This is a genomic window from Rhodothermales bacterium (genome assembly GCA_040221055.1).
GTDB lineage: Bacteria > Bacteroidota > Rhodothermia > Rhodothermales > UBA10348 > 1-14-0-65-60-17.
In genome coordinates this window covers 53779-66584 of record JAVJVN010000019.1, presented here as the reverse complement: position 1 = coordinate 66584, position 12806 = coordinate 53779, and the positions used below count along the sequence as shown (strand labels likewise).

General features: G+C 62.2%; 14 protein-coding genes and 1 pseudogene. 8 read left to right on the top strand and 7 right to left on the bottom strand.

What is annotated here, in order from left to right; genetic code table 11:
- Window positions 1-14: 14 nt before the first annotated feature.
- A complete protein-coding gene (locus RIE53_12160; GenBank protein ID MEQ9105436.1) occupies window positions 15-1715 on the bottom strand; it encodes a hypothetical protein in 1701 nt (566 codons plus the stop codon).
- A 91-nt stretch (window positions 1716-1806) separates the two neighbouring features.
- On the opposite strand from RIE53_12160, the gene mutY reads away from it, so the two are divergent.
- The gene (gene mutY, locus RIE53_12155) at window positions 1807-2961 is read left to right on the top strand and encodes an A/G-specific adenine glycosylase (GenBank protein ID MEQ9105435.1); all 1155 of its coding nucleotides are present in this window, start codon (window positions 1807-1809) and stop codon (window positions 2959-2961) included.
- 31 nt (window positions 2962-2992) lie between these two features.
- The gene (locus RIE53_12150) at window positions 2993-3526 is read left to right on the top strand and encodes a hypothetical protein (GenBank protein ID MEQ9105434.1); all 534 of its coding nucleotides are present in this window, start codon (window positions 2993-2995) and stop codon (window positions 3524-3526) included.
- A 9-nt stretch (window positions 3527-3535) separates the two neighbouring features.
- Here RIE53_12150 and RIE53_12145 read toward each other — a convergent pair whose 3' ends face one another.
- A complete protein-coding gene (locus RIE53_12145) occupies window positions 3536-4039 on the bottom strand; it encodes a DUF4199 family protein (GenBank protein MEQ9105433.1) in 504 nt (167 codons plus the stop codon).
- A gap of 90 nt (window positions 4040-4129) precedes the next feature.
- Window positions 4130-4591 carry a DUF2085 domain-containing protein gene (locus RIE53_12140; GenBank protein ID MEQ9105432.1) on the bottom strand — a complete coding sequence of 154 codons (462 nt, stop codon included), beginning with the start codon at window positions 4589-4591 and terminating at the stop codon, window positions 4130-4132.
- Window positions 4592-4775: 184 nt separating this feature from the next.
- Between RIE53_12140 and groES the strand changes: the two genes are divergently transcribed.
- The 5 genes from groES to RIE53_12115 all read left to right on the top strand — a co-directional run bounded on the left by groES (window position 4776) and on the right by RIE53_12115 (window position 8350).
- Window positions 4776-5066: a co-chaperone GroES gene (gene groES, locus RIE53_12135; protein MEQ9105431.1), complete on the top strand. Its 291-nt coding sequence runs from the start codon at window positions 4776-4778 to the stop codon at window positions 5064-5066.
- Between the two features lie 33 nt (window positions 5067-5099).
- On the top strand, window positions 5100-6749 hold the full coding sequence (groL, locus tag RIE53_12130) for a chaperonin GroEL (GenBank protein ID MEQ9105430.1): 1650 nt from the start codon (window positions 5100-5102) through the stop codon (window positions 6747-6749).
- A gap of 95 nt (window positions 6750-6844) precedes the next feature.
- Window positions 6845-7408, top strand: coding sequence for a 2-amino-4-hydroxy-6-hydroxymethyldihydropteridine diphosphokinase (folK, locus tag RIE53_12125; protein ID MEQ9105429.1), 564 nt, complete (start codon window positions 6845-6847; stop codon window positions 7406-7408).
- Window positions 7395-8102, top strand: a complete 708-nt coding sequence (locus RIE53_12120) for a deoxynucleoside kinase (protein ID MEQ9105428.1) — start codon at window positions 7395-7397, stop codon at window positions 8100-8102. The genes folK and RIE53_12120 overlap by 14 nt, the downstream gene beginning before the upstream one ends.
- 14 nt (window positions 8103-8116) lie before the next feature.
- Window positions 8117-8350: a hypothetical protein gene (locus tag RIE53_12115; GenBank protein ID MEQ9105427.1), complete on the top strand. Its 234-nt coding sequence runs from the start codon at window positions 8117-8119 to the stop codon at window positions 8348-8350.
- A 227-nt stretch (window positions 8351-8577) separates the two neighbouring features.
- Here RIE53_12115 and RIE53_12110 read toward each other — a convergent pair.
- A pseudogene (locus RIE53_12110) lies at window positions 8578-8697 on the bottom strand (type II toxin-antitoxin system HicA family toxin).
- Between the two features lie 95 nt (window positions 8698-8792).
- Window positions 8793-10181, bottom strand: coding sequence for a phosphoglucosamine mutase (gene glmM, locus RIE53_12105; protein MEQ9105426.1), 1389 nt, complete (start codon window positions 10179-10181; stop codon window positions 8793-8795).
- A gap of 53 nt (window positions 10182-10234) precedes the next feature.
- Here glmM and RIE53_12100 point away from each other — a divergent pair, with 53 nt between their 5' ends.
- Window positions 10235-10477: a GlsB/YeaQ/YmgE family stress response membrane protein gene (locus RIE53_12100; GenBank protein MEQ9105425.1), complete on the top strand. Its 243-nt coding sequence runs from the start codon at window positions 10235-10237 to the stop codon at window positions 10475-10477.
- Here RIE53_12100 and RIE53_12095 read toward each other — a convergent pair whose 3' ends face one another.
- Window positions 10478-11224 (bottom strand): SIMPL domain-containing protein, encoded by a 747-nt coding sequence (locus RIE53_12095; protein MEQ9105424.1) that lies wholly within the window; start codon window positions 11222-11224, stop codon window positions 10478-10480.
- Between the two features lie 83 nt (window positions 11225-11307).
- Window positions 11308-12804, bottom strand: a complete 1497-nt coding sequence (locus tag RIE53_12090) for an amino acid--tRNA ligase-related protein (protein ID MEQ9105423.1) — start codon at window positions 12802-12804, stop codon at window positions 11308-11310.
- Between the last annotated feature and the right edge of the window lie 2 nt (window positions 12805-12806).

Below are 12806 nucleotides of genomic sequence, written 5' to 3'. Positions count from 1 at the left end.
CCATGTTCTGACAGTTACAGTCCAAAAGAGAGTCCGATGTGGATGCGCCCGTTGATCAGCGATTCCTCGGGATTCATGGCGTACGTCAGGTCCATGACGCCCGCCCCGGTTTCCACCTGGGCCCCGACGCCGAATCCCGGATACCAACCCGTGGACCCCGCTCCCTCATCCAGCCAACCCAGGTCCATGAAGGCGAAAACGCGCTGACCGCGTTCGAGTACGTATCGCCACTCGGCAAAGGTACGAAGCGCACTCCGGACCAGGAACCGGTCCTCGTCATATCCGCGAAGTGAACGGGCTCCGCCGAACCGGATGCGTTGGCTCTCGTCGAGCTGCTCACCTCGCACGCCGCGCACATCGGCTCCCAGGGCCAGGACCGTCCGTGCGGATGTGGGCAGGAATGCCCGGAGTGCCAGTTCCAGCCGCTCCACGGCGCTGGTTTCGGCAATCGTGCTTTCCTCGGCGCCGGTTTCTGCCACGACCCGCGCACGCGTGGTGCGATTCCCCCTTTCGTAGAGCGAGCGGAAAAGGATGCCGCGTGTGGGTTGCCATTCGCTGTCCACGTTCCGGAGTTCGACCTGCACCCCCCAGAACAGGGCCTCCGCCCGGGGGATGCGTTGCCGACCGTCCTCCACCCGCAACCCCGCCTGGCCCGGCCGCGTCACGTCCTTGGTCAACCGCACCCCGAGGGACAGCCGATCATCCAGCAGGTAGTTGACGGCCCCCGACCAGCGCCTGTCCGCATAGGTTGAATCCTGTTGGATGCCCGAGAACGATGCCTCCACGCCGAACGGCAGGCCGGCGGCCATCGGGTCGGACAGGCGGATGTAGGCCTGGCTGACCTGCGACGGCCGACGATCCAATTCAACGTCAATGGCTCGGCCTGCCCCGAACGCATTCAGCAGGTTAAGGCGACCGCCCCCGATGAGTTGTCCCCGACTGCCGCTCGCGCCGGGTAGCCAGCCGGCCGTCAGGTCGAATTGACCCGGAGGTGCCGGCTCAACCGGAATGACGAGCCGGGCCGTGGAATCGGATGTCAGGACGTATTTGGGGGTGCCCGCCTGACGTACGGTGGGGGCGGCGGCGGTGCGCCGTCGTGCCCGTTCCAGGTCCAGCCCCGCCGCCCCCTGCCCCGGTACGATCCCCGCGACCCGTGCCCGGTACACGGGCTTGGTCCGCTCGTCCCCCTCGAAATCGACCCCTTCCACAATCGCCATGGGCCCCGGCTCCACGGCGAATGTGACCCGGATCCGGTCGCCGTCGGGCTCGAGACGGGCCACACGGACGCGGGAGGCCAGTCGACCCGCACGCGTCGTGGCGGCCAGGATGGTGTCCATCTCCCGTTCCAGGGCCCGTTCGGTCAGCGTATCGCCGGGCGCGAGCCCGGCGGCGAATCCCGTCCAGCCTTCAACGGATACCGCCGACACGAGGGCTGCCGGTCCACGCCGCACGGAAACGGCCCGATTCTGTCGATCCACGTGCAGGATCCGGGCCTGGAACCATCCGTTTGCGTGCAGCCATTGCTCGAGGTCATTCCGCCACCGGTCGCCCGGTACGTCCGGCGTTATCAGGCCGGCGGGCCATGGACTGGACGCCGATGCCTCCCCGCCATCGCCACCCGGCTCCTTTCCAATCTGTTCGTACGCCAGGGTCCATTCCGCCGTGGCTTGCGACCGGGCAGGCGTAGCCGCGAGCACAGCGAGCACAGCGAGCACGAACACCGCGGACGACGAACGCCTCGACTGCACACAGCGTACAGGATGGCACACTATCTTTCGGAATGGCAACATTTCCCGTTCAACGATCATGAGCGCACCGGGTCCCCGAACCACCGACGGACCGGACGAGGCTCGGCCGGACGAAGCAGGACCTTGGCCATCCTCGGACCTCATCGCCGTGCGTACGGAGCTGTCCCGGTGGTTCGAACGCAATGCCCGGGACTTGCCCTGGCGAACCACGCGGAATCCGTGGCACATCTGGTTGTCGGAAGTCATGCTCCAACAGACCCGCGTGGACCAGGGACTGCCATACTTCCTGGCCTTCATCCGGGAGTGGCCCACCGTCGCCGATTTCGCTGCGGCGAAGCTGGAATACGTGCTCCGGAAGTGGGAAGGCCTGGGGTACTATGCCCGCGCCCGGAATCTGCATGCTGCAGCCCGGCAGGTCGTACGGGAGCGGGACGGCGCCCTTCCCTCCACCTATTCCGAATGGCTGGAGTTGCCGGGTGTTGGATCCTACACCGCAGCCGCCATTGCCAGCCTGGCCCACGGCGAGCCCCGCGCCGTCGTGGACGGAAACGTGATACGCGTCCTGACCCGCCTGGCCGGCATCCCGGAAGATGTCACACGCTCGGCCACCCGGAAGCACCTGGACGACCTGGCCTCACGTCTTTTGGACCCGACCCGACCCGGTCATCACAACGAAGCCATGATGGAACTGGGAGCTACGGTCTGTACACCGCGGAATCCCCGTTGTGGCGACTGCCCGGTCTCGTTTGCCTGCGTGGGTCTTTCGGAAGGAGATCCGATGCGATACCCGATCAAGCGGAAGAAGGATCGCGTACCCCACCATGACATCGTGGTCGCGCTCATCCGGGACCCCGAAGGCCGGTATTTCGTCCAGCGCCGCCCGGAAGATGCCATGCTGGGTGGCCTTTGGGAATTCCCGGGGGGTAAACGCAAGCCGGGAGAAGATCTGGAAGATGCGCTCCGACGCGAGGTCCGCGAGGAGTTGGACACGGACATTGAGATCGGGCAGCCGGAGCCGCCCATACAGCATGCCTATTCGCATTTCAGGATCACGCTGCATGCCTGGCATTGTCGCCTGACCGATGCGTCGCGTCCGCCCCGGACCGATCTTCGCTCCGCATGGTCAACGCCGTCCGAAATGGAAGACCTGCCGTTTCCTCGCGCCAACCGGCATTTGACAGACAGATTGGTGCGCAAGGATATGACTGATTGAACCCCTCGAATTCCCCGTCGTACACAGCTCCATGGATCTCGACATCATCTTCTGGATTGCCATTGCAGCCATCTACCTGCTGCAGGGGTTCATCGGGCGGAAAAAACCGCAGCAAGGTCCCGCCGGGCAGTCGCCCGACGGGGTGGATCCGTCCGTGGAATCGTCACCGGACATGGATTCCGCGCTCGAGGAAATCCGCAGTATCCTGACCGGTGAGCCCTTGCGACGTCCGGAGCCCCAGCCCCAGTCAGATCCAGCGGCCCAGGCAACACGCCGTCCTGCTCCCACACGGGTTCAGGAGGTCGAACTCCCCCCGGCCCATTGGGAAACCTTCGGAGACATGGAGTTCGGGCAAACATCGACGCCCAAATCAGAATCCAGGGCCAAGGATCCGTTCAAGGCACAACCGAAGCCCAAAGCGAAGCCTAAGCCGGAGCTGGTTTTGGAGCCCCTGCCGCAGGAGCGCGACGCCACATTGCACCCGGCAACCGACATCGCCGCCATGCGGAAGGCCGTGGTCCTGTCGGAAATCCTGCGCCCGCCGGTCTCGAAACGGCGTTATTGAGGCCGCGTCTTACGCCGCCAGCGGATCGGAGACTTCTTCGCCGCCCTTCTTGAACAATTTCGCGCCGATCACGCCGCCGATGGCACCGAAGACCGCGGACACGGCGAGACCGATGACGAGCCCCACGAGGTTCTCCGCCATCCATCCACCGATCGTGAACGGCTTCTCGATCATGGCAATCATTTGATCGTACTGCTCGGGCGGCATTTGATCGCCGAAACGATCGAGCATGAACTGGTTCACCGCAAGATCATGGCGAATACCGGCGGCCATGAGTACCAGGTTCAGAACGGTCGATACCACCGCACCGATGAGGCCGGCTACCGCGCCCATGCCGGCCCCTTCACCGGACGGTATGGTCACATCGTACGTTGTCGTGTAATGCCAGACGGCCGTAAGCGCGCCTGCTATGACGCCCAGACAGCAGATCATGTTGATGAAGCCCAGGTAGGACGTGCTGAGCAGTCCGGCTACCAGTCCCCCGAGAATGAGCGATTGGGTTTTGCTGTTCATGGCGAAAACGCGGTTGGGTTGGATGGATGCGTCAATCTACACAAAACGAGCGTCCGCATCATGACATACGCGCGTCCATGCGATGATCTGTCATTTTACGGACCGGTCCGTCAGTACCGTCCATGCCAGGATGAACCCGGACGTAATTCCGAAAACGGCCCCCGTGGCTATCCGGCTCGGCGCCGAGTTGGCCAGGACACCGAATGCATCCAGGCCCCAGTCCAGACCCAGCGGTACGAGCGCGGCCGCGAAAAGGAATGGAATGCCCCTGTTCATCCAGGACGGTGCCCATCCGGTCACGATGTACGCCAACGCCCCCGCCGGCAACCCCCAGTAGATACCGAGGTCCCGATGGCAAATGGCCCACTGCACGCCATGTGAATGCGGCGACCGTCCCGGTATCTGGTGGCACACCATGGAGAAGCCCTGCATGAGGGATGCCCGGAGTCCCTCCCCGACGAACGGGGTGAGCGCAGGCACGATGGCCAGCAGGACCAGTCCGGTCAGCAGGAGGATGCCGGAGCCGGACGGGATGCGTGTGGGTCTGTTCACGGATTCTTGATCGGATAAGAGACGCTTGGCGTGGACGGCGTGGAACAGCGAACGGGGTCATCAGGTTCTATGGATCTGCGGTGGACCCCCTTCGGGGCCCGGATTCCGCATCATTTTATACATGCCTTAGCACTCTCCCATTGAGAGTGCCAACCTGTACCACCAGAAACAACAGTACGTATCTATGGCCAACATCAAACCATTGGGCGACCGCGTAGTGGTCCGACCGCTGCCAGCGGACGAGAAGACGGCCAGCGGCCTCTTCATTCCTGACACTGCAAAAGAGAAGCCACAGAAAGGCACGGTCGTCGCCGTCGGCCCCGGAAAGGTCGAAAATGGCACGAAGGTCGACATGACGGTCGCAGAAGGCGATACCGTCCTCTACGGAAAATACTCCGGTACGGAAATCAACCTTGACAAGGAAGACCTGCTCATCATGCGTGAGTCGGATATCCTCGGCATCGTAGCAGGCTGATTCTGAACACACCCAAATCCCACAATACACGATATGTCAAAGCAAATTGTATTTGATTCAGAAGCCCGTCAGGCTCTGAAGCGTGGTGTCGACAAATTGGCCGACACCGTAAAAGTGACGCTGGGCCCGAAGGGTCGCAACGTCATCATCGAAAAGAAATTCGGCGCCCCGACGGTCACCAAGGACGGTGTCACGGTCGCGAAGGAAATCGAACTGGAGCACCGGATTGAGAATGTCGGTGCCCAGATGGTCAAGGAAGTCGCTTCCAAGACCAGCGACGTCGCCGGCGACGGCACGACGACCGCCACGGTCCTGGCCCAGGCCATGATGACCGCCGGTCTCAAGAATGTGACGGCAGGTGCCAACCCGATGGACCTGAAGCGGGGTATTGACAAGGGCGTTGCCGCCATTGTCGAGAAACTGCGCAGCATGAGCGAGGACGTAAAGGACCGCTCCCGCATTGCCCAGGTGGCCACCATCTCGGCCAACAACGACGAAGTCATCGGCAACGACATCGCCGAAGCCTTCGAGCGCGTCGGCAAGGAAGGCGTCATCACGGTCGAGGAAGCCAAGGGCATGGAAACGACGCTGGACGTCGTGGAAGGCATGCAGTTCGATCGTGGCTACCTCTCTCCTTACTTCGTCACGGATTCGGACTCCATGCAGGCCGTCCTGGACGATGCCATCATCCTGATCCACGACAAGAAGATCAGCGCGATGAAGGACCTGCTGCCCATCCTCGAGAAGGCAGCCCAGTCCGGTCAGCCGCTGCTCATCATTGCGGAAGACATCGAGGGCGAAGCCCTGGCAACCCTCGTGGTCAACAAGCTGCGTGGCACGCTCAAGGTCGCTGCCGTCAAGGCTCCGGGCTTCGGCGATCGCCGCAAGGCCATGCTGGAAGACATTGCCATCCTGACGGGTGGAACGGTCGTTTCCGAAGAGAAGGGCTACCGTCTGGAAAACACGACCATGGATTACCTGGGTCGTGCCAAGCGCGTCGTTCTGGACAAGGACAACACGACCGTCGTCGACGGTGCCGGCGACAAGGAGCAGATCAAGGCCCGCGCTGGCCAGATCAAGCAGCAGATCGAGAACACGACGTCCGACTACGATCGCGAGAAGCTCCAGGAGCGTCTGGCGAAGTTGGCTGGTGGTGTTGCCGTGCTGCGGATTGGTGCCGCTACCGAGCCTGAAATGAAGGAAAAGAAGGCCCGCGTTGAAGATGCGCTTCACGCCACGCGTGCTGCCATCGAAGAAGGCATTGTGCCCGGCGGTGGCGTTGCCTACCTGCGTGCCCTTTCGGTACTCGACAAGGTCAAGACGGAGAACGAAGACCAGACCATCGGTGTCTCCATCGTTCGCCGCGCCCTGGAAGAGCCGCTGCGCCAGATTGCAGCCAATGCCGGCATGGAAGGATCCATCGTCGTGCAGAAGGTGCTCGAAGGCAAGAAGGACTTCGGCTACAACGCCTACACGGGCGTCTACGGCTCGATGTTCGAGTTCGGTGTCATTGACCCGACCAAGGTCTCCCGTTCGGCTCTCGAGAATGCAGGCTCCGTGGCCGGCATGCTCCTGACGACCGAGGCCGTGATCGCCGACAAGCCTGAGCCGGAAGGCCAGGGTGGTGGTGCTCCGGACATGGGCGGCATGGGTGGAATGGGCGGCATGGGCGGCATGATGTAAGCCGTGACCGTCAATTCCTGACGTTCCTGTGGGGGCGGGCCTGTCGGCCCGCCCCCACTTTTTTTGGTGCACTTTTTTGATCGTAAGTTGGGGACATGAACCACGCCTACATCGCAATGGGATCCAACCTCGACGAACCGCATCGGACGCGCCTGGACTTCCTACGGGCGGCCACCCGGGAGCTCGGCGCATCGGCTGGCCTCGAGGTATGCGCCGTATCATCCGTCTATGAAAGCCCGGCATTGCAGGCGCCTGCAGACAAATCCGGACCAGACAACCTCCGGCCGTCAGAGGAGCCTCAACCCCCGTATCTGAACGCCGTCGTCCACGTGCGGACGTCGCTCTCCCCCGACGCATTGCTGGAGCGCTGCCTGGACATCGAACGCCGTCACGGCCGGGTACGCAGCGCGGGGCGCCGGTGGGAATCGCGTACCCTGGATCTGGACATCGTGTACATGGAGGGGGTCCACCTGGCGAGCGAGGACCTGACGGTGCCCCATCCAGGTCTGGCCGAACGCCGCTTCGTCCTTGAACCGCTTGCGGAAATTGCCCCGGGACTCCTCATTGGTCCTCCACTGGACGCGTCTGTCGAGTATCTTCTGTCCGTGTGCCCTGACGAGGCAATCCCAACCAGACTCCGACTCGATGAGCCTCTTTGACGAACTCCAGGATGGCCCCAGGGAGAGCGGGCCGGTAGCCGTACCCCGTGTGCTCCCGGACAATCTGCAATACGTCGTCATTGAAGGGGTCATCGGAGCCGGCAAGACCACCTTGGCGCGCGAACTGGCCGAGCGCTTCAACGGCCGATTGGTCCTGGAGGAGTTCGATGAAAATCCGTTCCTGGAACGGTTCTATCAGGACCGGCCCCGCTGGGCCTTCCAGACGCAGTTGAGTTTCCTGGCCAGCCGGTTCCGGCAGCAGCAGGGCATTTCACGCGGGGACCTGTTCCACGATGTCGTGGTGGCCGACTATTCGTTCGACAAGGATCGCATATTTGCGCGGACCAACCTGGACGGCGACGAGCTGTCCCTCTACGAAACGATGTTCGGCATCATGCAGCCCCGGACACCCGTGCCGGATCTGGTGGTGTATCTGCAGTCCTCCACCGAGCGGCTCATGGTGAACATCGCCGAGCGGGGCCGCCCCTACGAAGCGAACATGGAGCGCGATTACATTGCCCAGCTGAATGACGCCTACAATGCGTACTTCTTCCACTACACGGCCAGTCCGTTGCTCATTGTGAACGCAACGCACATTGATTTCGTGAAACAATCGGGCGATCTGGACGAACTCATCCGACAGATCGGGGGCATCACGCATCCCGGCACCCGCTACTTCAATCCGTCGCGCTGATCGGACAGAACGGCATGATCAAACTGATCCTGTTGGCCATCCTGGCCTGGTACGTATTCAAGACCGCCGGCAACCTCATCCGTGCGCTGCGGGGACAGCCTGAGCGGCCGCTGGGGCCATCGCGTCCGGGAACAGGGTCGGGTACGCGGCAGGATCCGTCGATGTCCCACAGAGCGTCCACTCATGTGCCAACACAGGCACGTACCAAGGAAGATGTGGAAGATGCGCGCTTCGTGGACCTGCCCTGACGGCTTCAGCCCGTGGCGTCGACATATTCAACCCGAAAGTGCGGCTTCGGAATCACCTCCCCTTCCGCTCTCATGTGCTCCAGGTGAAGCTGGATTGCTTCAGTTATCAACGTCATGACCTCGTCAGCCGTCTTGCCCACCGCTACACAACCGGGCAGATCAGGGACATATGCACCGAAGCTCGACGCTCCCTGTTCAATTATTACGGCGTATTTCATTGCTGGCATCTATTTACGCAGTCCAGCTTGACGAAAAATACTGTTCAGTGTTCCTGGTGGCAAGTCAAGTCCTGCCTTGCCGGCAACCGTAACCAGCCCCTTTTTCCCAGGGTGTTTGTATTGACGATGACTTCCCGGACCTTCATCCCAGACAGGTCATTGTGCACACGGAATACGCTGCCTAACGTACTGACACGACCAAGGGATACGCGTAACGTCCGAATTTAATCGTCCAGCAGCTCGGCCATGAACCGTTCGCCCAGCGCGTGAGCGGCTTCCGGGGATCCGGCTTCGGTATAGACCCGGATGATGGGCTCCGTGTTGGAGCGACGCATGTGGACCCAGCCCTCGTCCAGATCCACCTTGACCCCGTCCACGGTCGACACGCGGCCGGCGGATCCCGCCCCGTCCCCACCTGAATACCGCTGCGCCATCCGCGCGAGCAGAACCTCCGGATCGTGACCGGCAATGTCGGTCTTCAGCTTGGCCATGTGGTAGGTAGGCAAATCCGCAACCAGCGACGACAGGGACCGACCCTGATTGACCAGGTGCTGCAGGATGAACGCGGCGCCGACCAGGGCGTCCCGGCCGTTGTGGAGCGCGGACAGGATGACCCCACCGTTCCCCTCACCGCCTATGACCGCTCCGGTCCGCTTCATTTCCTCGACCACATTGATTTCGCCGACCGCCGAGCGGAAAACCTGCTGTCCCCTCTGTCGCGCCACGTCCTCTATGGCCCTGGACGAGGACAGGTTCGTAACGAAAGGCCCGTCATGCCGGCCCCACCAGAAGTCCGTCGCGAGCACCTGCGTGAGTTCCTCGCTCACGTAGACCCCTCCGTCCTGGATGAGCGCCAGCCGGTCGGCGTCAGGGTCGACCACCAGTCCGATGTCCGCCCCCTCGCGTGCCACCACGGCGCACGTCTCCACCAGATTCTGTGGCAACGGTTCCGCGGGATGCGCAAACCGCCCATGCGGCTCGCCGTTCACGAGGATGATCTGCTCCCGCCGAACGCCCAAGGCCTCCAGCAGCGCGGGCATCGCAATGGCGCCCACCGAGTTGATTCCATCGACCACAATCCGGAAATCCCGCTTCCGGATGGATTCGATGTCGATTTCCGGAAGGTCGACGACGGCCTGCACGTGGTAGTCCAGATAGGATGCGCTGCGCCGCTGTCCCAGGGCCTGGTAATCCGCCCATGGCCCGGCGGGGCGCTCAATGACATCGGCGGCCTCTGCGGGTGACAGGAACTCTCCCGATGGCCCCAGCAACTTCAACGCGTTCCATTCGGCCGGATTGTGCGATGCGCTCAGCACGATTCCACCGGTCGCACCTTCGCGAATGACCGCCATCTCGACCGTCGGCGTCGTGGCCAGGCCGGCATCAATCACATCGCACCCGGCCGCTTGCAACGTGTTCATGACGAGCTCGGCGTAGAGGGCGCCCGAAACACGTGCATCCCGTCCGACGACAACCACCGGAGTTTCCCCACCGGCCTGGTCGTGGCACCAACCGGCGTAGGCTCCGGCATACCGCGCAACGACTTCCGGGTCCAGCCCCCTACCAACTATGCCGCGAATACCTGATATTGAAACGACCAATGTCCGGGACATGTGCTCACGAATTGATGAAACGGGACATCCCAAGTTAAACCAAAAAGAAGCTCATGACTATTCTCTGGTTCATCCTGATTGGATTCGCCGCTGGCGCCCTGGCCAAAATGATCACGCCCAGCAAGGAAGGGGGTGGATTCATCCTCACGACGCTCCTGGGGATCGCCGGGGCCGTGGTCGGCGGATTCCTGGGCGGCTTTTTCGGCCTGACGCCCGACAGCCTGCTCGGTGAGCTGTTGTTCGCCGTGGGCGGCGCGCTCGTCCTGCTCTGGGCCTGGAACGCGCTCAAGAAATAATCACTCGCTCCTGAAGGCGAACTCAGCCGAGACAGCGACCCGGACCTCGATCAGGCCACCGGACCATGCGGCGGGATCGGGCGCTCCGCCCATCTGGGCCATTTCATCCTTGGCGAAAGACCGCGCCATGAGGACGGGTTCGGGCATGCTCGCGCCTTCCTCAATGACCCGGATGGGTACGACCTTCGAGCTTCCCAGCGCGGCCGCCATGGCCATGGCGCGCGCCTTGGCATTGGCGACGGCCTTTCCGAGCGCTTCCAATTCCGCGGCACTCCGGTCGGCCAGTTCATACTGCAATTGTTCGAGTCGGTTTGCCCCCTCGTCGACGACCGCGCTGACCAGATTCGGCAACACGTCGAGATCGGTCACCGTTACACTCACAAACCTACGGGCTTCGTAGCCCAGCTCCACCCATCGGCGGCCCTCTTCATTCCATTCACGCTTGGGTTCGAGCCGGATGTTCTGCACCTGCAGGTGACGGTCTGCAATGCCCAGACTGCGCACCGCACGCAGGGCCGTGCCCGACGCATCCTCGTTCAGCTGCATGGCCGTCTGCGGATTCTTGTGCTCTGTCACAATGGAGAAACGGAGCGTGGCCTGATCCGGCTCCACCATGACGGTTCCCTCGCCGCGGGACTGCAAGACAGATCGAATATCGTACGGTGTGCCGGAATGATGCCCGGTCTGCGCATTGGACGTTCCGACCAGGAAAATGAACAGCGCGAAGAGGGTAAGATGACGTTTCATGGGGATTCGGAGTTTTTTCCTGAATAGATGCAACGACCATGCCAAGGCCGGGCAACCCGGCGCGCTTCGATTCAGCGGGAGGCTCAGGGATACAGCCGGTCGAGGGTCCGCGGAAATGGAATCGTCTCCCGCAAATGGTGCAGGCCGCAGATCCAGGTCACCGTCCGTTCCAGACCCAATCCGTATCCACTGTGTGGAACGCTGCCGTACCGCCGGAGGTCGAAATACCACTTGAAGACTTCTTCCGGCAGCCCGTGGTCCTTCACCTGCTGCTGGAGAAAGGCCAGGTCGGTGGCCCGCTCGCCACCGCCCACGATTTCACCGTACCCCTCGGGCGCCAGTACATCCATGCCGAGCGCAAGTCGATCGTCTTCCGGATCTCGTTTCATATAGAACGCCTTGAACTCCTGCGGGAAGCGATGCACGAAGATGGGACGGTCATAATGCCACGTAATCAGGGTTTCATCACTGCCGCCAAAATCATTGCCCCATTCAAATGCGGCGGCCGATTCCTTCCACTTGGGCAGATTGCGCAACTCTTCCTCGACGTCGGCAAGCCGGCGTGCAATTTCTATCTCTCGTGCATCGATCTTGCGCTTTTCCCATTTCTTTGCCTGACCGTAGCGGGCGCGGGAATCTTCCCGTTCGGCCAGGAGATCACGCTCTTCCTGTTGTACGGCCGCTATCCTCTCATCGACCATCTTCATGGTCTTGTCGGACTTCAGGAGCGCCACGGCGTCCGTGTAGGTCACGCGCGGGAATGGACCGGCGACCCGCCGAAGCGGCTCCAGATCCCGTTCCAGGGTCTCCAGTTCCAGCGCGCAGTCCCGTATGGCATCGGTCACAATCCGGATAAGCATGCGCTCGGTGAGCTCCATGGTCATGTCCAGATCGTAGAACGCCATTTCGGGTTCAATCATCCAGAATTCAGTCAAGTGGCGCCGCGTCTTGGACTTCTCGGCGCGGAACGTGGGGCCGAACGTGTAGATCCGCCCCATGGCCATGGCCATGGCTTCCCCGTGCAGCTGCCCGGACTGCGTCAGGTAGGCACTTCCACCGAAATAGTCCATCTCGAACAAGGTGGACGTGCCTTCCACGGCATTGCCGGTCAGGATGGGCGCATCCATCTGCACGAAGCCCTGCTCCTGGAAGAACTGGTGGATGGACATGATGACCCGGTTGCGCACTCGCATGATGGCCCATTGCCGACGGCTGCGCAACCACAGGTGCCGGTGGTTCATGAGGAAGTCTATCCCATGCTCCTTCGGCGTAATGGGGTATTCCTCGGCGAGATGGATGAGTTCCACGGCGGTCGCCTGGAGTTCGTATCCCCCCACCTGGCGATCGTCCGCCCTCACCGTTCCGGTAATGGCGAGCGCGCTTTCCTGAGTGGCCGCGTCCGCCGCAGCCCAACTCTCCGTGGACACGGCATCCTCATTGACGACGCACTGGCAGAGCCCGCTGCCGTCCCGCAGGACGAGGAAATGGAGACCTTTCGAGGATCGCTTGTTGTACAGCCATCCTTTGAGCGTAACGGACTGCCCCTCGTGCTTGGACAGGTCCTCGATATACGTATGCATAG

Bases quoted from the DNA above. Each gene is read 5' to 3' on its own strand.
- RIE53_12115 (MEQ9105427.1), top strand. From the start codon at position 8,117: ATGATCAAACTGATCCTGTTGGCCATCCTGGCCTGGTACGTATTCAAG.
- RIE53_12120 (MEQ9105428.1), top strand. From the start codon at position 7,395: ATGAGCCTCTTTGACGAACTCCAGGATGGCCCCAGGGAGAGCGGGCCG.
- mutY (MEQ9105435.1), top strand. From the start codon at position 1,807: ATGAGCGCACCGGGTCCCCGAACCACCGACGGACCGGACGAGGCTCGG.
- glmM (MEQ9105426.1), bottom strand. From the start codon at position 10,181: ATGTCCCGGACATTGGTCGTTTCAATATCAGGTATTCGCGGCATAGTT.
- folK (MEQ9105429.1), top strand. From the start codon at position 6,845: ATGAACCACGCCTACATCGCAATGGGATCCAACCTCGACGAACCGCAT.
- RIE53_12090 (MEQ9105423.1), bottom strand. From the start codon at position 12,804: ATGCATACGTATATCGAGGACCTGTCCAAGCACGAGGGGCAGTCCGTT.
- groL (MEQ9105430.1), top strand. From the start codon at position 5,100: ATGTCAAAGCAAATTGTATTTGATTCAGAAGCCCGTCAGGCTCTGAAG.
- RIE53_12150 (MEQ9105434.1), top strand. From the start codon at position 2,993: ATGGATCTCGACATCATCTTCTGGATTGCCATTGCAGCCATCTACCTG.
- RIE53_12145 (MEQ9105433.1), bottom strand. From the start codon at position 4,039: ATGAACAGCAAAACCCAATCGCTCATTCTCGGGGGACTGGTAGCCGGA.
- groES (MEQ9105431.1), top strand. From the start codon at position 4,776: ATGGCCAACATCAAACCATTGGGCGACCGCGTAGTGGTCCGACCGCTG.
- RIE53_12100 (MEQ9105425.1), top strand. From the start codon at position 10,235: ATGACTATTCTCTGGTTCATCCTGATTGGATTCGCCGCTGGCGCCCTG.
- RIE53_12095 (MEQ9105424.1), bottom strand. From the start codon at position 11,224: ATGAAACGTCATCTTACCCTCTTCGCGCTGTTCATTTTCCTGGTCGGA.